This is a genomic window from Vreelandella aquamarina (genome assembly GCF_044805175.1).
Classification (GTDB): Bacteria; Pseudomonadota; Gammaproteobacteria; order Pseudomonadales; family Halomonadaceae; genus Vreelandella; species Vreelandella aquamarina_B.
The window spans coordinates 1,500,190-1,520,343 of record NZ_CP085232.1; the positions used below are offsets into that span (position 1 = coordinate 1,500,190).

The 20,154-nt window shown below is 54.4% G+C and carries 16 protein-coding genes and 1 tRNA gene; 14 read left to right on the top strand and 3 right to left on the bottom strand.

The features are described 5' to 3' along the window. The first annotated feature begins 77 nt into the window (after window positions 1–77). The 8 genes from LG300_RS07030 (at window position 78) to LG300_RS07065 (ending at window position 7,819) form a co-directional block, all read left to right on the top strand. Window positions 78–154, top strand: a tRNA-Pro gene (locus LG300_RS07030). A 439-nt stretch (window positions 155–593) separates the two neighbouring features. Beyond that, window positions 594–1,868: an O-acetylhomoserine aminocarboxypropyltransferase/cysteine synthase family protein gene (locus tag LG300_RS07035; RefSeq protein ID WP_404377680.1), complete on the top strand. Its 1,275-nt coding sequence runs from the start codon at window positions 594–596 to the stop codon at window positions 1,866–1,868. A 381-nt stretch (window positions 1,869–2,249) separates the two neighbouring features. After that, entirely contained in the window at window positions 2,250–2,702 is a 453-nt protein-coding gene (locus LG300_RS07040; protein WP_404377681.1) for a c-type cytochrome, read from the top strand. A gap of 38 nt (window positions 2,703–2,740) precedes the next feature. Then, the gene (locus LG300_RS07045; protein ID WP_404377682.1) at window positions 2,741–4,090 is read left to right on the top strand and encodes a cbb3-type cytochrome c oxidase subunit I; all 1,350 of its coding nucleotides are present in this window, start codon (window positions 2,741–2,743) and stop codon (window positions 4,088–4,090) included. 86 nt (window positions 4,091–4,176) lie between these two features. Next, window positions 4,177–4,989: a CbbQ/NirQ/NorQ/GpvN family protein gene (locus LG300_RS07050; protein ID WP_404377683.1), complete on the top strand. Its 813-nt coding sequence runs from the start codon at window positions 4,177–4,179 to the stop codon at window positions 4,987–4,989. Window positions 4,990–4,998: 9 nt separating this feature from the next. Continuing rightward, complete coding sequence (locus tag LG300_RS07055) at window positions 4,999–6,942, top strand: nitric oxide reductase activation protein NorD (protein ID WP_404377684.1); 1,944 nt, start codon at window positions 4,999–5,001, stop codon at window positions 6,940–6,942. A gap of 11 nt (window positions 6,943–6,953) precedes the next feature. Continuing rightward, complete coding sequence (locus LG300_RS07060; RefSeq protein WP_404377685.1) at window positions 6,954–7,184, top strand: hypothetical protein; 231 nt, start codon at window positions 6,954–6,956, stop codon at window positions 7,182–7,184. 137 nt (window positions 7,185–7,321) lie between these two features. Continuing rightward, a complete protein-coding gene (locus LG300_RS07065) occupies window positions 7,322–7,819 on the top strand; it encodes an SCP2 domain-containing protein (RefSeq protein WP_404377686.1) in 498 nt (165 codons plus the stop codon). A gap of 64 nt (window positions 7,820–7,883) precedes the next feature. Here LG300_RS07065 and LG300_RS07070 read toward each other — a convergent pair whose 3' ends face one another. From LG300_RS07070 to LG300_RS07080, 3 genes are all read right to left on the bottom strand, one after another. After that, a complete protein-coding gene (locus tag LG300_RS07070) occupies window positions 7,884–8,402 on the bottom strand; it encodes a DUF4870 family protein (RefSeq protein WP_404377687.1) in 519 nt (172 codons plus the stop codon). 169 nt (window positions 8,403–8,571) lie between these two features. Next, window positions 8,572–9,513, bottom strand: a complete 942-nt coding sequence (locus LG300_RS07075) for a U32 family peptidase (RefSeq protein ID WP_404377688.1) — start codon at window positions 9,511–9,513, stop codon at window positions 8,572–8,574. Between the two features lie 8 nt (window positions 9,514–9,521). After that, window positions 9,522–10,517 carry a peptidase U32 family protein gene (locus tag LG300_RS07080; RefSeq protein ID WP_404377689.1) on the bottom strand — a complete coding sequence of 332 codons (996 nt, stop codon included), beginning with the start codon at window positions 10,515–10,517 and terminating at the stop codon, window positions 9,522–9,524. Window positions 10,518–10,792: 275 nt separating this feature from the next. Here LG300_RS07080 and LG300_RS07085 point away from each other — a divergent pair, with 275 nt between their 5' ends. The 6 genes from LG300_RS07085 (at window position 10,793) to LG300_RS07110 (ending at window position 20,107) form a co-directional block, all read left to right on the top strand. Continuing rightward, a complete protein-coding gene (locus LG300_RS07085) occupies window positions 10,793–14,575 on the top strand; it encodes a nitrate reductase subunit alpha (protein ID WP_404375827.1) in 3,783 nt (1,260 codons plus the stop codon). Next, window positions 14,572–16,134, top strand: a complete 1,563-nt coding sequence (gene narH, locus LG300_RS07090; protein WP_404377690.1) for a nitrate reductase subunit beta — start codon at window positions 14,572–14,574, stop codon at window positions 16,132–16,134. The genes LG300_RS07085 and narH overlap by 4 nt, the downstream gene beginning before the upstream one ends. A gap of 10 nt (window positions 16,135–16,144) precedes the next feature. Further along, window positions 16,145–16,837 carry a respiratory nitrate reductase subunit gamma gene (gene narI / locus LG300_RS07095; RefSeq protein ID WP_404377691.1) on the top strand — a complete coding sequence of 231 codons (693 nt, stop codon included), beginning with the start codon at window positions 16,145–16,147 and terminating at the stop codon, window positions 16,835–16,837. A 136-nt stretch (window positions 16,838–16,973) separates the two neighbouring features. Further along, on the top strand, window positions 16,974–17,381 hold the full coding sequence (locus tag LG300_RS07100; protein ID WP_404377692.1) for a putative zinc-binding protein: 408 nt from the start codon (window positions 16,974–16,976) through the stop codon (window positions 17,379–17,381). After that, window positions 17,378–18,367, top strand: a complete 990-nt coding sequence (gene moaA, locus LG300_RS07105) for a GTP 3',8-cyclase MoaA (RefSeq protein WP_404377693.1) — start codon at window positions 17,378–17,380, stop codon at window positions 18,365–18,367. The genes LG300_RS07100 and moaA overlap by 4 nt, the downstream gene beginning before the upstream one ends. Before the next feature lie 351 nt (window positions 18,368–18,718). Beyond that, entirely contained in the window at window positions 18,719–20,107 is a 1,389-nt protein-coding gene (locus tag LG300_RS07110) for a diguanylate cyclase (protein WP_404377694.1), read from the top strand. Window positions 20,108–20,154: the final 47 nt, after the last annotated feature.

Sequence of the window (20,154 nt, forward strand, 5' to 3'; positions counted from 1 at the left end):
AGCGCAAAAAGGGCTTTTCATTTGGCTAATAAAGCGATAGTATACGCACCGTCTTGAGGCGAATGCCAAACAGGCATCGGAGTGTGGCGCAGCTTGGTAGCGCGTTGCAATGGGGTTGCAAAGGTCGCAGGTTCGAATCCTGTCACTCCGACCAAAGAAATTCCAACGAAAATCGCCGCTTACGGGTCACGCCGAGCGGCGGTTTTTGTGTGTGTCGAAAAGCTTTCGAAATATTTTCGTAACACGTTAGCTCTGCAGCAACGCCTTGATGCGTGCCCAACTCGATAACCGCCTGTTGGAATGTGCGGGCTGGTTCCGATTGGCGGCATAAAGCTAACGAACGCACCATAGTTGTTGCATTAAGGCTGCGTACTCAAATGGCTCTATCGACAATATACGGCACATAACTAAACGTATGTTGAGCCTTTCAAGGCATAGCCCGCTCTGCAGTTGCTTATGTTAAATAGGGCAGCTCAGCTATGTATATTTAGTTTTTGGTGTTTGAGGCTTGACTCCGACTAAATGACGTTAGTTTTTATGCATAGGCTCCTCTAGGATTGAAAGCCCCATTTGCTGTTTTGCGAGTTGCCTTTATGAAGCTTGAAACCCTTGCCCTTCACCATGGCTATGCACCTGATTCACAAAACTCGGTGGCTGTGCCTATCCATCAGACGACCTCGTTTTCATTTGATAACGCCCAGCATGCGGCGGATTTGTTTGATTTGAAAGTTGAAGGGAACATTTATTCGCGCATTATGAACCCTACCTGCGCTGTGCTAGAACAGCGTGTGGCCGCTTTGGAAGGCGGCATTGCTGGCTTGGCGGTGGCATCAGGCATGGCAGCCATTACTTATGCGATTCAGACAATTGCCGAAGCGGGCGATAATATTGTCTCCATCAGTGAGCTGTACGGTGGTACTTACAACCTGTTTGCTCACACGTTGCCCCGTCAGGGCATCCAAGTACGCTTTGCGGATAAAGATGATTTTGCTGGTATCGAGGCGCTAATTGATGAGCGCACCAAAGCTGTCTATTGCGAGAGTATAGGCAACCCATCTGGCGGGGTGGTGGACCTGCAAAAACTTGCAGAGGTGGCTCATCGGCATGGGGTGCCTGTGATCGTTGATAACACCACCGCAACGCCCTTTTTGTGTCGCCCAATCGAGCATGGTGCTGATATTGTCGTTCACTCTGCGACGAAATACATTGGAGGGCACGGCACAACGGTAGGTGGTGTGATTGTCGATTCTGGTAAATTTCCATGGGCGGAGCATGCCAGCCGATTCCCGCTCCTTAATGAGCCAGATGTCTCTTATCACGGCGTAAGCTATACACGAGATGTCGGTGAGGCTGCCTTTATTGCTCGTGCACGCGTAGTGCCTTTGCGCAATATGGGCGCAGCCCTTTCTGCTCAAGCTGCCTGGAACTTATTGCAGGGTCTGGAAACGCTGTCGCTGCGTATTGAACGTATTTGTGCCAACGCATTGGCGGTAGCCAAGCACTTAGAGAGTCACCCATCGGTAACCTGGGTACACTATGCAGGCTTAGAAAGCCATTCTGACCATGCATTAGCTCAGCGCTATATGAATGGGCACGCATCGGGTATTTTAAGTTTCGGCATTCAGGGCGGGCAGGCTGCTTCAGAGCGCTTTTATGATGCGCTATCGTTAATTCTTCGCCTTGTTAACATCGGTGATGCTAAGAGCTGCTCGTCTATTCCCGCCTCCACCACGCATCGCCAATTGAATGAGCAGGAACTCAAGGCTGCCGGTGTCACGCCAGACATGGTAAGGCTGTCAATTGGCATTGAGCATATTGACGACCTGCTGGCAGATATTGATCAAGCGCTTGAAGCCTCACAAGGCTAATGCTCCACTTAATCTGCTTCACCTAGGCTTTCAGCGGATTCTCGTTTGAAGCATCGTTTGCAGCAATAGCGCTAGGTCTACATCTAGCGCTATTGTTCTGCTCTTTTTAAGAATTACATTCTTAAAAAGCCTCACTATCAAGTGTCCTTTGTGTGATTGACCGTTACATGCATTAGCTAGTCGATTAAATATCGTACAAGCGTTATACGCGGTAGCGATTTTCTATACGCACATTTTTGCCAATTTGTCAAAATTTGATCTGGGACAATGTTGCTGGGGGTGGCCTCTTGCTAAGATTAAAGTTGCAATTTAAATGCATCTTAAAAATGCCTCTGGCGACTATGCCTGAGGCCTGAAAAGACTAGCAAGGGAGCATGGCTTATGGCTGATGGAATGACTAAATCAGCGGCCCGCAATATTTTCTATGGCGGTTCGCTGTTCTTTTTCCTGCTATTTACTGCGCTAACGGCTCATAGCCATTGGTACATGGTAAATGTCTCCACGGACAGTGAAGGCCTTACCGATTCTGTAAAGCATGGCAAAGAGGTGTGGGAAAAGAACATGTGTATTAACTGCCATAGCATCATGGGGGAAGGCGCTTATTTTGCGCCTGAATTGGGTAATGTCTGGGAGCGGTATGGAGGCCACGAAAACCCTGAAGCTGCCCGTGCAGGAATTGAGGCTTGGATCCGTGCCCAGCCATTGGGAATTGAAGGCCGTCGACAAATGCCAGCATATGACTTTAGCGAAGAAGATATGAATTCACTGATTGATTTCTTCGAATGGACTGATGGTATCGACGACCAAGACTGGCCCCCGCATCCAGCTGGCTGAAACTCCCGGTCAGGGGATGAATCAAGGAGAACCGTATTATGAAATATGAAACCCAGAAGGTCGCCTTACCCTTTTTTATGGTGGCCATGGCGTTATTTACGCTGCAAATTGTCTTCGGCCTATTGGCTGCTGCTGTTTATGCTTGGCCTAATTTCATGGCTGAAGTCATGCCTTTCCATATTATGCGTGTTAGCCATACTAACCTACTGATTGTGTGGTTGTTGATCGGCTTTATGGGCTGTACCTATTATTTAATGCCTGAAGAGGCCGAGCGGGAAATACATAGCCCCAATTTGGCGTATGTGCAGCTGGCAATCTTCGCGTTTGCTGGCGCTGCTGCTTTAGTTGGCTATCAGTTCGGAATCCATGAAGGGCGTGAGTTTCTTGAACAGCCGTTTTGGGTCAAGGTACTGATCACCATTTCATTTCTCATGTTTTTGTTCAATACCAGTATGACGCTGCTTAAAGGCCGTAAGACTGCCATTAATTTGGTGTTAATGCTTGGGCTTTGGTTGGCAGCAGTATTCTGGTTATTTGCTTTTTACAATCCGACGAATCTAGCGGTAGATAAGCTTTATTGGTGGTGGGTGGTACACCTTTGGGTTGAGGGTGTATGGGAGCTGATTATGGCGTCCTTGTTGGGCTATCTGCTGATCAAAATGACCGGCGTGGACCGTGAAGTGATCGAAAAGTGGCTCTATATTATCGTCGGGCTGGCGCTATTCTCTGGCCTGCTGGGAACCGGCCATCACTACTATTGGATTGGTGCACCTGGCTACTGGCAACCTATCGGTAGTATCTTCTCTACGCTTGAAGTAGCGCCTTTCTTCGCTATGGTGGTTTTCGCCTTTACTATGTTCTGGAAAGGTAGCCGTAACCACCCAAACAAAGCTGCCATGCTATGGGCACTGGGCTGCCCCACCATTGCCTTTTTCGGCGCTGGGGTATGGGGCTTCATGCACACCCTCTCGTTCGTAAATTACTACAGCCATGGTACTCAGGTGACTGCCGCACACGGCCATTTAGCATTTTACGGTGCTTATGTCATGCTAATTCTTGGTGTGATTACCTATGCCATGCCGCAAATCCGCCGCGTGCAGCCCTATAACCAAATACTGAATATGTGGGGATTCTGGATTGTTACCAGTGCAATGTGCTTTATGACGTTTACTCTGACCTTTGCCGGGGTAGTGCAGACTCACTTGCAGCGCGTCATCGGTATGAATTACATGGAAGTGCAAGACCAACTGGGTCTGTTCTACATCATGCGGATGGGTGCAGGTGTAGCGGTTGCCATCGGAGCGATCATGCTTCTCTACTCTTTCTTTGGTCCCGCTCGAGAGCAAGTGCCTTCAGGTGGTACGCAAGTGACGGCTGGCGCGAGTTAGGCCTATATGAAACGGCCCTTCGGGGTCGTTTCGCTTACTTTTTCCTTACCGTTTATTCTTTTATTTTCTGGCAATGGAGTGTTCCCATGCCTCTCTCTTCCGTCACTCAGCGTGATAATGAGCGTGACATACCTTTCTACGAAAGTGTGGGCAATGAATGCACTATGTTCGAACACGCCTTTCACCAACGCTTACCGCTGTTGCTTAAAGGGCCTACCGGGTGCGGTAAAACGCGTTTTGTTAGCCATATGGCTGCCAAACTGGGGCGTCCGCTATACACGATTTCATGCCATGATGATCTCACCTCTGCTGACCTCACTGGCCGTTACTTATTACAAGGCGGTGAGACCCGCTGGGTTGATGGCCCACTGACCCGTGCAGTGCGTGAAGGTGGTATTTGCTATCTTGATGAGGTCGTCGAGGCACGTAAAGATGTCACCGTAGTGCTTCATCCGCTTACTGATGATCGTCGCCTGTTGCCGTTGGAACGTACTGGTGAATTGCTAGAAGCGCCGGATGATTTCATGCTAGTAGTCTCCTATAACCCAGGCTACCAGCATATTCTTAAATCGCTCAAACCTAGTACTCGTCAGCGCTTTTTAGCCATGTCCTTTGATTTTCCACCGCCCAAGGTTGAGCGTGATATCGTCGCGCGGGAGAGTGGGCTGCCAGGCGATCAGTGTGCAGCCCTAGTCAATCTTGCGGTAAGTCTGCGCGCCATGAAAGGGCAGGATTTAGAAGAGGGTGTCTCTACTCGCTTGCTGGTGTATTGCGCGACTCTTATTGCCGCTGGAATGCCCATTCTTGAAGCTGCTCGCGCTACCCTGGTAGAGCCACTTAGCGACGATGCGGATGTTCAGGAAGGGCTGATGGAAGCCATTCAAGCCACCTTTGGGTGAGGGCTTTTCATGCTTGATTTTCTTGAAGTTGAAGAGTTTGTTGGCCGCCATTGGCATCGCTGGGCTTCTGGTGCTGCCAGCTATCCCGATCATCCTGACGCTGCAGTACAGTTGGAAACGCTGCGGCCCATGCTCGGTGTCTTCTTTCGTGCTAGTGGTGGCGAGGCTGGTGTCGATGTTGCCGCGATTGCTGGGCGTAGTTCATCGCATCGCTTGTCCTTACGCCAACGGCTTGGGCTTGACGAAGAAGTGCTGGATCAAGCGCGGCGCGATGAAGAGGGGCTGCTCTTACCCCCACGCATCGCGTTGTTCAGCAATGCGTCATTAAACCGTGACCTTTACCTTTGGCTGGTGGCTTATCTAGCGGCGTCTCGGCATGTGCTGCCTAGTGAAGACCCGCTGCAGAACGACCTTCTGCAATTACGTGAAGCGCGCCGGGCGACGCAAGCGGCGCTTGCGCATTTTCCAGGGCTTGCCGCACGTCACGCTCGGCTATGTAAGGAAATGCTGGAAATTCGTCCACAGCGCAAACGCCTGCCTCCTATGGAGGCGGCATTGGAAACAGTGGTGCGAGCGTTACTCGGTGGCCCAGTTCCCCAGGAGGGCTGGGCTAGCGATATGTACTATGCCATTACCAATAGCACAGCGGCCTTACATCATTTCCATGCCCCCCGTGGCTACCGTCCGCCATTGCCGGTACCGCTATGGGGAAGAGCTGTCACCCTGGGTACTAATAAACAAGCACGTACGGAACAGCAGGATGATGAGGAACCCGTGGCTGGTAATAACGCTTCGGAAGATGACCACGGTAAACGCAAGGCTGATCGGCGTGAGCAGGATCAGGCCGACCGTGACGACTCGCTAATGCTGAATGCCTCCGAAAAAATGCTCTCTTGGGCTGAAATGGTCAATCTTAATCGCCATGTAGAGGATGAAGATGACGATGAGGCCAAACAAGCTGCTGATCAGATTGAAGAAATTGTGCTCAGCGCTAACCGCAAGAAAGCGGCCTCGAAGTTAAAGCTTGATCTTGATCTAGCGCCAGATGAAGTAAGTGGGGGGCGGCTGAGTGGCCGCTATACCTACCCAGAGTGGAACCATCGCAAACAAATTTATTTGCCAGAGCACTGTGTTGTACATAGCAACCTACAGAGCGAGGAGGGGGAGTGCTGGCAGCCTGATGAAACTGCACAACGCCGTATTCGCCGAGTTCGGCGTGAATTTGAAGCGTTAAGGCCACGTCGTGAAATGTTGCGCGGCCAACTGGATGGTAGCGAGCTGGATATGGATGCTGTGATTCGCTCACACTGTGATTTAGCAGCTACCGGTGAAGCGAGTGACCGTCTTTACCAGGCGAGCCGAACCCAGGCGAGAGATTTAGCAGTCTCCATTTTGATTGATGTGTCGCTCTCCACCGAGGCATGGCTAGAAGATCGCCGGGTACTGGATGTGGCCAAAGAGGCGTTATTGGTACTAGGCCATGGGCTTGCAGGGTGTGGCGATGACTATGCTATTCACAGCTTTACCTCGCACCGTCGACACCGTGTTTGGGTGAATACGCTTAAAAGTTTTGATGAGCCAATGGGAGAGCGCGTATCTCGGCGTATCTCAGCGCTAAAACCAGGCCACTATACGCGTATGGGGCCTGCTATTCGGCACCTTTCCAAAGCGCTTGCACAGCGGCCCAATCGGCATCGGTTATTACTCATGCTGACGGATGGTAAGCCAAATGACACTGACTACTATGAAGGGCGCTACGGTATTGAGGATACACGCAAAGCGGTGCTTGAAGCACGGCGAGAGGAGGTTCGTGTGTTCGGGGTAACGATTGACAGAGAGGCGGGGCGCTACATTCCCTACCTTTTCGGGCGAGGTGGTTACGCCATTGTACAGCGTCCAGAGCACCTTTCGCTGGCGCTACCGGGCATCTATCGTCAGATTATTGCCAGTTAAGGAAGTGTCTTATGTTGCGCTTACGTCGCGTATTGGCAATTAGCGTGTGGTTTTTGGTCGCTTTAGGAGTCGTGGTGCCGCTGGTATGGCTTATCAATAATCGCGACTGGGGAGTGATGCTGATGCTGCTGGTTCCCCTCGTCGTTTACAGCCTGATGCGTCTAGGCCAACTATTGGAGGGGTGGGCTAATAAGCGGGCTAGACCCTCAAGTGCAACAGATTCAGGCTCTACGCTGCACTAATGCAGTGCTTTATATGCATGTTAATTATTGTGCAATATCTGTCTCCTTTGACGCGTGTCAGTATCCAGCCGTACTGCAACGCTTAGCATCAGCCGCACACTATGTATCCATAACGGTGTCACTCTGGAGTGTTTGTTATGCCATTTCTACCTTCTGCTAGTACGTTGTTTCCAGCTTCACTACCCACTCCTGTTCCCCCTAGTCATTTGATGCGCATTCTTGATTCTCGGGTACCTTTTGTTGTTAAACGGCGCTTGGTGGAGCCCTTGCTCAACCGCACGTTTGACGTGCCGCTTGCAGAAGGTGAGTTTGATGCCTTGGAAGGCCGTTGCATCAGCCTCGTCATTGCAGATATAGGAGTAACACTTAGCCTGACGCTTGAATCTCAGCGCTTGATACTATGCCGGGATAAAGGGGAGGCATCTATTCGTGGAGGGTGGCGTGAATTTTTGTGCCTTGCGACACGCCGTGAAGATCCCGACAGCCTCTTTTTCCAGCGGCGTTTGATAATAGAAGGGGACACAGAGCTGGGGCTAACGCTCAAGAACCTACTCGACGGCTGTGAGGAAGGGCTTGCGCAGGGGCGGCTCGGAGAGCTGCTGGTGGGGTTAGAGCGCCTAACTCGCAAAGAGTAACTTGGTTTACTAACCCCGATTTACCAACCCCTTGAGTATCTCAAAGTGGCCACATAACCGATGATTATTGATCGGCTAAGGTGACTCGAGCGCCACCAAACGCGTAGCTACAAGGGTTAGCGATGGGGCGGTTATTGGTTAGGTGGGTGATGCCGACTCCGCACCGGCCTACCATCCAAACTAAACAGGCTGTGAAGTAGAGATAGCCCAGTGACCAAGGTGCTATGGCCGGTAACCCGACCCATCCTAGTAGATGCCATACAGCCGTAAATAGCACGCCGCCCAACAGACCTAGCCAGAAAGTTCGGATTTGAAAGCGCAGATGGGAAACGACCCACTCCTCAGCATCGTGTTTTTTCATATGCGCCATAACCACTCCAATAGGAGCGGTAACCACTGCCAGCACGCTACCTAGGAACAGCATATAGATAACAATAGCGGTACCACGCCCGCGGCTTTTCTTGAACGAACCAAATGAGTCTAAATCCGTGGAGGGCTTGTCCGTAGAGATCTGGTCCGTAGAGAGCTTGATATCAAGAGAAGAAGGAGAGGACGAAGTAGAAGGGGTAGGTAACGTAGTCATGAAACACCTCATTTGGAAAAGTGGACGCGCTTAATAATGTATATAATATGCATTAATTAATTTGTGGGTAGGTTTTAAATTTCTGTTTAGGCCCTGCTACCTGGCAGGGCCATCCGAAGGAAAGTGCTAAAGGCTAATGTTTGTTAGGCTTGTCAAGTATGCGGCTGGGTTAGGTGGTCATGCGGCGGGTATTATCCATACCCGGGCGGCCATGCCAGTAGCCGTCACAAATATCGGCGTCTACCAGTGTTAGTGGATCGGGCTTAGGCAGCTTGCCGTGGCGAGCTTGGTCGAAGGCGCTAACGACCTCAGCCATACCTTCTGCCCGTGGGCTAAGGCGTGCTACTGAAACACCCATCTTCGCCATTACTGCGAGCTCATGGCGTAGATCCTGACAAGCACCCGATAGTGTTTGAATGCCATTCAAGGTGAAAACATCGTGGGACTCTTGTGATCGCAGCATCAAACCTTCTGGATACTGTTGGCAGACGAATTGGCAGCGGTCCTTTGGCTTTTGGTGGCGTCGAGCAGTAAAGCAGCGTGACGACCAGGCCAGAGGTAGATGCCCATAGGCGAATACCTCACAAGGGTGAGGAATGCCGGCCTCGTGGCAATCGTTAATCAGTTGAGCTAGGTCTTTCTGTGACATTTCTATCGGCGCTTGCCAGCGCTGCATTCCCGCACGCGCCATTACCCCTAGGGATGCTGGGTTGTAAAGGTTGAGCGCAGCTCCGGCAATAAAGGGCAACCCGTTATTTGAAAGACGCTGCAAGGCGCTTTGGTCATTCGCCTCAACAATAAATTCACCGTTGTCACATAGCTTACGTAAATCGCGTAGATCAGCTTCAGATTCGATCAGGGTCTGGCTGGCGAGCACTACCTGTTTGCCAGCCTGGGAAAGCTCACGTCCAATGCCTAGCCAGTCGTCTAGTTTCATATCGCGACGTCGGGAGCAGACCGCTTCACCTAGCGTAATAATCTCTACCGGCCAATCGGCTGCATCGCGATAGAAGTTGGCATATTGCTCCCGAGTCCAATAAAAAAGTACTGGCCCAAGAGAGAGTTGAAGATGGCCTGCTAAGGCGTGTGGAGGCAGTGTGGTGGTTGACATCTAGGCTCCTATTTCCAGCGGCGCTCATAAGCACCTAGTGTGGTAGTGGCACCTTCAGAAAGCTCGGCAAGACCGGCCATCCAGGTAGATTCTGGATGAAAGCGCTCGGGTTCTTTCTCTAAGCGGTTAAGTGCTTGGCGCCAAATGCCTGCTACTTTCGATACATAGGCAGGGCTGCGCTGGCGGCCTTCGATTTTTACTGCGCTGATGCCTAATTTGCGTAGCTCTGGCAAAAGCTCCAGGGTATTCAGGCTGGTAGGTTCTTCAATAGCATGGTAGGTCTCACCCGTTACCTCAAAGCGACCCTTACACAAGGTGGGGTAGCCGGCCCGTTCGCCTTCGGCGTAGCGATCAATGAGAACATCATTAAGGCGTGACTCTAACCCTTGAGGGGTTTCTTCCCAGCGTACATGGGCGGCTGGAGAGCAAACCCCCCGCGTATTAGGCGACTCACCGGTCAGGTAGGAGGAGAGATAGCAACGTCCCTCAGCCATAATGCATAGGCTACCGAAGGCGAATACTTCTAGCTCTACAGGCGTTTGCTTGGCTAAGTCACGTACTTGGTTAATAGACAACACTCGCGGTAGCACGGCGCGTTTAATGCCAAAATGTTGATGATAAAAGTGTAAGGCTTCGTGACTTGTTGCTGAGCCTTGTACGGATAGGTGCCTTGAGACATCAGGATGACGGCGGGTGGCGTAATCAAGCAACCCCATGTCGGCAAGAATCAAGGCATCTACTCCCAGCTCGGAGGCTTGGTCTACGGCCCGAGTCCACTGCTGCCAACCATCGGGTTGGGGGTAAGTGTTGATAGCGCAAAATACGCGTTTGCCATGTTGGTGGGCATACTCAATACCCTCTCTGGCGCGTTTATCAGTAAAGTTCAATCCAGCAAACTGGCGTGCATTTGTAGCATTCTGAAAGCCGAAATAGACGGCATCAGCGCCTTCGTCTACAGCACGTTTCAGGGCGGGCAGGTTGCCAGCAGGGCATACAAGCTCCATAGCGCAACTCCTTGAAGTGAAAGCCCGAGGATTTTAGTCACCTATTTATTCATGTCTTTTGACTTAGATCATGCTGAGTTGGCTTTTAGAAAGCCGTTGAGAGAGAGCCACCCACCCCCTATTCCCTTGCGGTGGGTGGCGCTATCCCCTTAGGGGTAGAGGGGCGGTATATGGAGGTAATCACGCAGTAATTCAGGCGTTGATCGCTCAGACTGGTCGCCATGGAACCCGCTCACGCGGGGCGTGCACACGTTTGAGGAGCCTGGAGAGCGACCATGAGTCACTTTATCGATCGGCTAAATTTCTTTCGGAAGGCCCGGGAGCCTTTCGCCAATGATCATGGGGAACTGCGCGGTGAGTCGCGCCAATGGGAGGCGGGGTATCGCGCCCGCTGGCAGCACGATAAAGTTGTGCGCAGCACCCACGGGGTCAACTGCACCGGCTCCTGCAGCTGGAAAATCTATGTCAAAAACGGCCTGGTGACCTGGGAGACCCAGCAAACCGACTACCCACGGACCCGCCCCGATCTGCCCAACCATGAGCCACGCGGCTGCCCGCGGGGCGCCAGTTACTCCTGGTACCTGTACAGCGCCAACCGCCTTAAGTACCCGCTAATTCGCAAACCCCTGCTCAAGCTCTGGCGCGAGGCGCTCAACGCGCACCCGGACCCGGTAGAGGCCTGGGCGTCGATTGTTGAAGACCCGGCCAAGACCAAGCAGTACAAGCGCGCCCGCGGGATGGGCGGTTTTGTGCGCGGTGATTGGGACGAGCTGACCGAGCTGGTCGCGGCCTCGAACGTCTACACCGCCAAGCAGTACGGCCCGGACCGGATTCTTGGCTTCTCGCCGATTCCCGCCATGTCAATGGTCAGCTACGCGGCGGGCAGCCGCTACCTGTCGCTGATTGGCGGCGTCTGCATGAGCTTCTACGACTGGTACTGCGACCTGCCACCGGCCTCGCCGATGACCTGGGGCGAGCAGACCGATGTGCCCGAGTCCGCCGACTGGTACAACTCAGGCTATATCATTGCTTGGGGCTCCAACGTGCCCCAAACCCGCACCCCGGATGCCCACTTCTTTACCGAAGTGCGCTACAAGGGCACCAAGACGGTCTCGATCACCCCGGACTACGCCGAAGTCTCCAAGCTCACCGACGAGTGGCTCTCCGCCAAGCAGGGCACCGATGCGGCGCTGGCCATGGCCATGGGGCACGTCATCCTCAAAGAGTTCCACCTGGAGACCCCCAGCGCCTACTTCACCGACTACGTGCGCCGCTATACCGACATGCCGTTTTTGGTCGAGCTGGAAGCCCGCGAAGACGGCAGCTTTGCCCCGGGCCGCCAGCTGCGGGCCAGCGATTTCGACGCCGCGCTGGGCCAGGAGAACAACCCCGAGTGGAAAACCGTGGCCTGGGACGAGCAGCGCGACCAGCTGGTGGTGCCGCGGGGCTCCATCGGCTTCCGCTGGGGAGAGACCGGCGAGCATGTCGGTAAGTGGAACCTGGAACCGCTGGATGCCGACGGCACCGCCATCACCCCGCTGCTCAGCCTGGCGAAGCACCATGACCACGTCGCCCGCGTGGCGTTCCCCTACTTTGGCGGCATCGAGCACGACCACTTCGACCACGTCAAAGGGGAAGGGGACGGCGCCGCCGACGGCCTGCTGTTCCACAACCTGCCCGCCAAACGGCTGACAAAAGCCGACGGCAGCGAGATGCTGGCGGTCACCGTCTTTGACCTGATGTGCGCCAACTACGGCATCGACCGCGGCTTTGTGGGGGAGGGCGACGACGACGGCGCCACGTCGCTGGACCAGGTACGCCCCTACACCCCCGCCTGGCAGGAAAAAATCACCGGCGTCTCCGCCGAGCAGTGCACCCGCATTGCCCGGGAATTCGCCGACAACGCCCATAAAACCCAAGGGCGCAGCATGATCATCGTCGGTGCCGGGATGAACCACTGGTACCACATGGACATGAACTATCGCGGCCTGATCAACATGCTGGTCATGTGCGGCTGTATCGGCCAAAGCGGCGGCGGCTGGGCCCACTACGTCGGGCAAGAGAAGCTGCGCCCACAAACCGGCTGGACGCCCCTGGCCTTCGGCCTCGACTGGCAGCGCCCGCCGCGCCACATGAACTCCACCTCGTTCTTCTACAACCACTCCTCCCAGTGGCGCTACGAGAAGCTCGAGATCAAAGAGATCCTATCGCCGCTGGCCAAGGCCGACGAGTACCCCGGCAGCCTGATCGACTTCAACGTCCGCTCCGAGCGCATGGGCTGGCTGCCCTCCGCCCCCCAGCTCAACACCAACCCCCTGCGGCTGGCCAAAGCGGCCGCCGACGCGGGCATGAGCACCGCCGACTACGCGGTGGAACAGCTCAAACGCGGCGACTTACGCTTTGCCGCTGAAGACCCGGATGCCCCGGAAAACTTCCCGCGCAACATGTTCATCTGGCGCTCCAACCTGCTGGGCAGCTCCGGCAAGGGCCACGAGTACATGCTCAAGTACCTGCTCGGCACCCGCCACGGCATCCAGGGCAAAGACCTGGGCGAGTTCGGCGGCCAAAAACCCGACGAAGTGGTCTGGCGCGACGAAGCACCGGAAGGCAAGCTCGACCTGCTGGTCACCCTCGACTTCCGCATGTCCACCACCTGCCTCTACTCGGATATCGTGCTGCCCACGGCCACCTGGTACGAGAAAGACGACCTCAACACCTCCGACATGCACCCCTTTATCCACCCGCTCACCGCGGCCACCGACCCGGCGTGGGAGTCGCGCAGCGACTGGGACATTTACAAAGGCATTGCCAACGCCTTCTCCAAGGTCTGCGTTGGCCACCTGGGCGAAGAGACCGACCTGGTCACCCTGCCCATGCAGCACGACTCCCCTGGCGAACTGGCCCAACCCGAGGTCAAAGACTGGAAGAAGGGCGAGTGCGAACCGATTCCCGGCAAGACCATGCCCGCGCTGATCGAGGTCAAGCGCAACTACCCCGAAACCTTTGAGCGCTTCACCTCCATCGGCCCGCTGTTAGAAGAGATCGGCAACGGCGGCAAAGGCATCGCCTGGAAGACCGACAAAGAGGTCAAACTGCTCGGCGACCTCAACCACCGCAAGAGCGACGGGCCGCACCAAGGCCGCCCGCAGATCGATAGCGCCATTGACGCCGCCGAGATGATCCTGACCCTCGCCCCCGAAACCAACGGCCAAGTCGCGGTCAAAGCCTGGGAAGCGCTCTCCAAGATCACCGGACGCGACCACACCCACCTCGCGCACCCCAAAGAAGAGGAGAAGATCCGCTTCCGCGATATCGTCGCCCAGCCGCGCAAAATTATCTCCAGCCCCACCTGGTCCGGCCTGGAAGATGAGCACGTCTCCTACAACGCCGGCTACACCAACGTCCACGAACTCATTCCGTGGCGCACCGTCAGCGGCCGCCAACAGTTCTACCAAGACCACCCCTGGATGCGCGCCTTCGGCGAAAGCCTGCTGGTCTACCGTCCGCCCATCGACACCAAAGCGGCCAAAGGCTTCCCGCTGCCCGCCGACAACGGCTACAAGAGCAAAGCGCTAAACTTCATCACGCCGCACCAAAAGTGGGGGATACACTCCACCTACTCCGACAACCTGCTGATGCTCACCCTCAACCGGGGGGGCCCCGTGGTCTGGCTCTCCGAAGCCGACGCCGCCGACATGGCCATCGAAGACAACGACTGGATCGAAGTCTACAACGCCAACGGCTCGATTGCCGCGCGGGCCGTGGTCAGCCAACGGGTCAAAGACGGCATGGTCATGATGTACCACGCCCAAGAGCGCCAAGTGAACGTCCCCGGCTCAGAAGTCACCGGCACCCGCGGCGGCATCCACAACTCCGTCACCCGCGTCTGCCCCAAACCCACCCACATGATCGGCGGCTACGCACAGCTCTCCTACAGCTTTAACTACTACGGCACCGTCGGCTCCAACCGCGATGAGTTCGTCCTGGTGCGCAAAATGAAACACGTCGACTGGTTGGACGGCGAAGGCAATGACACCGTACAGGAGGCCATGAAATGAAAATTCGTTCCCAGGTAGGCATGGTCCTTAACCTCGACAAATGCATCGGCTGCCACACCTGCTCGGTCACCTGCAAAAACGTCTGGACCAGCCGCGAAGGCATGGAATACGCCTGGTTCAACAACGTCGAAACCAAGCCCGGCATCGGCTACCCCAAAGAGTGGGAAAACCAAGCCAAATGGAAAGGCGGCTGGCTATGCCGCCCGGACGGCCGGATCGAACCGCGCATCGGCGGCAAATGGCGGGTATTAGCGAACATCTTCGCCAACCCCGACCTGCCCGAGATGGACGACTACTACGAACCCTTCACGTTCGACTACCAGCACCTGCACACCGCCAAGATCGGCGACCACCAGCCGGTCGCCCGCCCGCGCTCGCTGGTGTCCGGCGAACGCATGAACAAGATCGAATGGGGCCCGAACTGGGAAGAGATCCTCGGCACCGAGTTCGCCAAACGGCGCAAAGACGCCAACTTCGACAACGTCCAGGCGGATATCTACGGCCAGTTCGAAAACACCTTCATGATGTACCTGCCGCGCCTCTGCGAGCACTGCCTGAACCCCACCTGCGTGGCCAGCTGCCCAAGCGGCGCCATCTACAAACGCGAAGAGGACGGCATTGTCCTGATCGACCAAGACAAATGCCGCGGCTGGCGGATGTGCATCTCCGGCTGCCCCTACAAAAAGATCTACTACAACTGGAAGAGCGGCAAATCCGAAAAATGCATCTTCTGCTACCCGCGTATTGAGAGCGGACAACCGACCATTTGCTCCGAAACCTGCGTCGGCCGCATCCGCTACCTCGGCGTCCTGCTGTACGACGCCGACCGCATTGAAGAAGTGGCCAGCTCGCCGGACGAACGCGACCTCTACCACCGCCAATGCGAGATCTTCCTCGACCCCCACGACCCCGAGGTGATCGCCCAAGCCAAACGAGACGGCATTCCCGACAACGTCATCCAGGCCGCCCAAGCGAGCCCGGTCTACAAACTCGCCATCGACTGGGGGCTGGCCCTACCGCTGCACCCCGAGTACCGCACGCTGCCGATGGTCTGGTACGTCCCGCCGCTGTCCCCGATCCAGTCCGCCGCCGAGGCCGGACACGTCGAGTTCGACGGCGTACTGCCCAAGATCGAATCGCTGCGGATCCCGGTGAAATACCTCGCCAACCTACTGACCGCGGGCGACGAAGCACCGGTGGTGCTCGCCCTCAAACGGCTGATGGCGATGCGCGTCTACATGCGCGGCAAGCACGTGGAAGGCAACGCCAACCCCGAGGTACTCGAAGCCGTCGGACTCAGCGAAGCCCAGGTAGAAGCCATGTACCGCTACCTAGCGATTGCCAACTACGAAGACCGCTTCGTGATCCCCACCAGCCACCGGGAGATGGCCACCGAAGCCTTCCCCGAGCGCGGCGGCTGCGGCTTCTCCTTTGGGGACGGCTGCCACGGGGAAAGTTCTGCCAACCTATTTAACGGCCGCTCGCAAACCAGCGTCTTGGTCAAGCCGGTCGATGTGTTTGATCCGCAGTCATCGGTTTCATCCGCCGATCGTTCATAGGAGAGATGTCATGTACGACGCGATTGCGCAGTATGTCACCCATTTAATCTACGGTTACTACCCCTATCTGGTCGGCACCGTATTCCTGGTCGGCAGCTTAGTGCGTTTCGATCATGGCCAATACACTTGGAAAACCGGCTCTAGCCAGATGCTCTCATCGAAACACATGCGGCTGGCCAGCAACCTGTTCCATATCGGCATTATTACGATCTTCTTTGGGCACTTGGTCGGTATGTTGACCCCGCACTGGGTATACGAGCCGTTCCTACACGCCGGTACCAAGCAGTTGATCGCTATTGTGGTCGGTGGCATTGCCGGTGCTATGTGCCTGGTGGGCGGCGCGATGCTGTTGCACCGTCGCCTCTTTAACCCGCGGGTACGCCAAACGTCCAGCCTGATGGATACCCTGATCCTGGGGCTGCTGGTGACACAAGCCGGGCTGGGGATGGTGACGATTCTGTTCTCGCTCGGGCACATGGATGGCGAGATGATGCTGACGCTCTCTAGCTGGGCGCAGTCGATCGTCTTCTTTAGCGGTGGTGCGGCGGATTATATGCAGGAAGTATCGTGGATTTACAAGCTCCACATCTTCCTGGGCCTTACCATCATCCTGTTGTTCCCCTTTTCACGTCTGGTCCATGTCTGGAGCGTACCGCTTGGGTATATCACGCGGCGCTACCAGCTTGTTCGTCGGCGTGGATGAGCAACACAAACGGAGCTGTCGACATCGTAACGCCTAGATTAATGTATCTCTTCAAGATTCGTTAACGGCTGATGGAGGCAGCTATACGCTTGTATCGTTGTTCGGTCTTAGCCACCGTCGTTTTATAGGAGAGGGTATGTCTTCACGTCAAAAACCACGCACACTGATTTATGCCTGCTCCGGCTGCTCTGATGTTGCGCAACTTGCCAATAGTGTTGCTCTTCGTCTTGATCATGCAGGAGAAGCTGAGATGTCCTGCATTGCTGGAGTAGGCGGTGGTGTGCCTGGTCTAGTACGTACTGCGCGCTCTGGGCGGCCTATCGTGGCGATTGATGGATGTCAGATGCATTGTGCTAGCCAATGCCTCTCTAACGCAGGTGTTATACCTACAGAGCACGTAAAACTGTATGAAAACGGACTACGCAAGCGGCGAGGCCAGTTTTATGATGAGCAAACAGTTGAAGATGTCACCACGGAAGTAAAAGAGCTGATTGCTCGATTGCCGGTTAATGCTAGTTCCCAGATAGAAGAGGGCGCAGAATGAGTGCGTTGGTGGATGGCTTTGGCCGGACGGTGCGCTACCTCCGTATATCAGTAACGGACCGTTGTGACTTCCGCTGTGTCTACTGCATGGCGGAGGAAATGACTTTCCTGCCTCGAGCTAAGTTACTTACCCTTGAAGAAATAGCCATGCTGTCGCAGGCATTTGTCGAATTGGGGGTGGAAAAAATTCGACTTACTGGCGGAGAGCCACTGGTACGTAATGGCATACTCACGTTAGTGGAAAAACTCGGAAGCCTTGCAGGCTTGCGCGAATTAGCCATGACCACTAATGGTTCAGGGTTAGTCAAATATGCCGAGGAGTTGCGTCAAGGCGGGCTTGATCGGCTTAATATCAGCCTTGACTCTCTGAAGCCCGAACGCTTTAAGTCCTTAACACGTACTGGAGAGCTCAGCCAAGTGATTGCAGGGGTCCGTGCTGCTCGCCGTGCCGGCTTTACGTCGATTAAATTGAATGCCGTACTGCTTAAAGGGCGCAATGATGACGAAATTCTTGATCTAGTGAATTTCGCACGTGATGAGGCAGTAGACATTAGCTTTATCGAGGAGATGCCGCTGGGCGTTATTAGTGAGCATAATCGTGGTGAAACGTTTCTTTCTACGGATGCAGTGCGTTCTACTATAGAGCAGTACTACCAGCTTTTGCCTACGACTGAGTCTACCCTTGGGCCATCTCGTTATTACCGCATGGTGGATAGTCCATCGCGTATCGGCTTTATTTCTCCACACAGTCATAATTTTTGTGATGCTTGCAATCGTGTGCGAGTCACCGCTGAAGGGAGATTACTGCTCTGTTTAGGTAACGAACACTCCGTTGACTTACGTGCAGTATTACGACGCTACCCTGGAGATATCGAGCGCCTTAAAGAGAGCATTGTGTCTGCCATGAAGAAAAAGCCAGAGCGCCACTACTTCACAACGGATGGTGAGGTACAAATAGTGAGGTTTATGAACTCAACAGGCGGCTAAGGGCTAAGTTCAGGGGATAGGTCATGCGGGGAGCCATTGTTTTGTAAGGTTTGTTAGACGATCTTAATATATCTTGTACTGCTTTTATGCGCTTAATGTTTGAATTCAGGGGGAATGACTCGGTCAAAAGGGGCCGCCATTTGCGCTTCTGAATGTTGTTCTGTGAGCTAAATGGGGTTGGCTTACAGGCCGAAATCAACGATGCTATCTGCAACAGATCTCTCATTGTTAAAACAAGAGCATCCAATGCTAGGTCGTTCCTCTCACTCTTTAACAGCATCCACTGTTCCGCCAGTGCCGGTAAATGCCCGTGATTGCTTAGCAGCATTGAGCCGAGGTGGTAGTGCTTTGATGGACGCAGACCACTGGGCAGACGGCGTCGATCGCTTATTGGCTGAATTAGGCCCTGCGACTGGGGCTAGCCGTGTTTGGATTTTCCAGCTTTTGGAGATACAGCCTGAGGCGGTAATTCAAGACTATGTTTTCGAATGGGCCGCTGCCGATCGCTATCGTCAGTTGAGCCAGCGGCGCTTTCGCTTCTTCTCTTCCACCCTCAAGGACCCCGAGTATCGTCGGCTAGTTGAAGAGCGCAAGTTGGGGGGATGCCATGATTTCTGCGTCCCTACCATGCCTGTCGGGCCACTGCGGCGACATCTCGAAAGCCAATCCATTCGATCTATGGCAACGGTGCCCATCTTCGTAAATGATCGTTGGTGGGGTACTTTAGGAGTGGATGACTGTGAGCGTGCTGTGAGCTGGAGAGGGCCAGGGCTTGATTTACTAACCGCCGCCGGACAACTGATTGCAGCGGCTCTTTATCGTTACCAACTAAGCCACCGCTCTCGTCAGATTGAGCTGTTTCATAAGGTAGCCGACTGCGGAGTCTGGGAGGTGAGTTTGCGTAATGGACGCGTATGGTGCTCACAAACCCTGAAGGCGGCACTGGGCTATCCGAAAACTTATCCGCGGGTACCGTTACGGCGCTTGCTTGCCCTTCTCCATAAGAAAGATCGAGCCAGGCTCTGGTCCCACTTTAGGAAAGTTTACAGCGATGCAACACCTGCCCAGTTGCGCCTTGATGCTCGGGTACGGTTCGACAAGTCAGAGTGGGTGTGGCACGAAATCATCGCAGAAATTCAGCACAATGAACAAGGAGAGCCAGTCGCTGTGGCTGGCTTACTGGTCGATATTAGACAGCGCAAGCAGCATGAAGAGAAAGTGCAAGCTGACGCAGAACGAGATGCGCTAACGGGGGCGCTTAACCGACGAGGCTTAGAGCGCTACTTGGCAGCAGACGCGCAGGCTGTGAGGCCAAGACACTTCATTCTATTTGATATTGATCATTTCAAGCAGATCAACGACACCTATGGTCATCCGGTTGGGGACGCCTTGTTGAAGTTGATGGTGGAGCGGTTACAGCATGAGCTTCGGACAGATGATTGGCTTGTACGGCTGGGAGGCGAAGAGTTTGCTGTTCTCGCCAGTAATATGCAGGATGAGCAAGCCATCGTGCTGGCAGAGCGCTTACGAAAAAGCGTCGCTGATGAGCCTTTCAACATTAAAGTATTGGGTCTTAAGGAGTCTTTGTCGATAAAAATGTCGATTAGCCTTGGTATTGCCCGCCAGCCTGAAAACCATCCTGACCCATTGGGTCAAATGATGGCTCAGGCTGACCAAGCACTCTACACTGCAAAGCATGCTGGGCGTAACCGGATCGTTTCTGATTTGGCAACAGGTTGATGTACTTAGATTGAAGTACTTAGGTTGCTGTAGTTTGTAATATGGTA

Coding starts and splice junctions, on each gene's coding strand:
- LG300_RS07035 (WP_404377680.1), top strand. CDS start 594: ATGAAGCTTGAAACCCTTGCCCTTCACCATGGCTATGCACCTGATTCA.
- LG300_RS07040 (WP_404377681.1), top strand. CDS start 2,250: ATGGCTGATGGAATGACTAAATCAGCGGCCCGCAATATTTTCTATGGC.
- LG300_RS07045 (WP_404377682.1), top strand. CDS start 2,741: ATGAAATATGAAACCCAGAAGGTCGCCTTACCCTTTTTTATGGTGGCC.
- LG300_RS07050 (WP_404377683.1), top strand. CDS start 4,177: ATGCCTCTCTCTTCCGTCACTCAGCGTGATAATGAGCGTGACATACCT.
- LG300_RS07055 (WP_404377684.1), top strand. CDS start 4,999: ATGCTTGATTTTCTTGAAGTTGAAGAGTTTGTTGGCCGCCATTGGCAT.
- LG300_RS07060 (WP_404377685.1), top strand. CDS start 6,954: ATGTTGCGCTTACGTCGCGTATTGGCAATTAGCGTGTGGTTTTTGGTC.
- LG300_RS07065 (WP_404377686.1), top strand. CDS start 7,322: ATGCCATTTCTACCTTCTGCTAGTACGTTGTTTCCAGCTTCACTACCC.
- LG300_RS07070 (WP_404377687.1), bottom strand. CDS start 8,402: ATGACTACGTTACCTACCCCTTCTACTTCGTCCTCTCCTTCTTCTCTT.
- LG300_RS07075 (WP_404377688.1), bottom strand. CDS start 9,513: ATGTCAACCACCACACTGCCTCCACACGCCTTAGCAGGCCATCTTCAA.
- LG300_RS07080 (WP_404377689.1), bottom strand. CDS start 10,517: ATGGAGCTTGTATGCCCTGCTGGCAACCTGCCCGCCCTGAAACGTGCT.
- LG300_RS07085 (WP_404375827.1), top strand. CDS start 10,793: ATGAGTCACTTTATCGATCGGCTAAATTTCTTTCGGAAGGCCCGGGAG.
- narH (WP_404377690.1), top strand. CDS start 14,572: ATGAAAATTCGTTCCCAGGTAGGCATGGTCCTTAACCTCGACAAATGC.
- narI (WP_404377691.1), top strand. CDS start 16,145: ATGTACGACGCGATTGCGCAGTATGTCACCCATTTAATCTACGGTTAC.
- LG300_RS07100 (WP_404377692.1), top strand. CDS start 16,974: ATGTCTTCACGTCAAAAACCACGCACACTGATTTATGCCTGCTCCGGC.
- moaA (WP_404377693.1), top strand. CDS start 17,378: ATGAGTGCGTTGGTGGATGGCTTTGGCCGGACGGTGCGCTACCTCCGT.
- LG300_RS07110 (WP_404377694.1), top strand. CDS start 18,719: ATGGACGCAGACCACTGGGCAGACGGCGTCGATCGCTTATTGGCTGAA.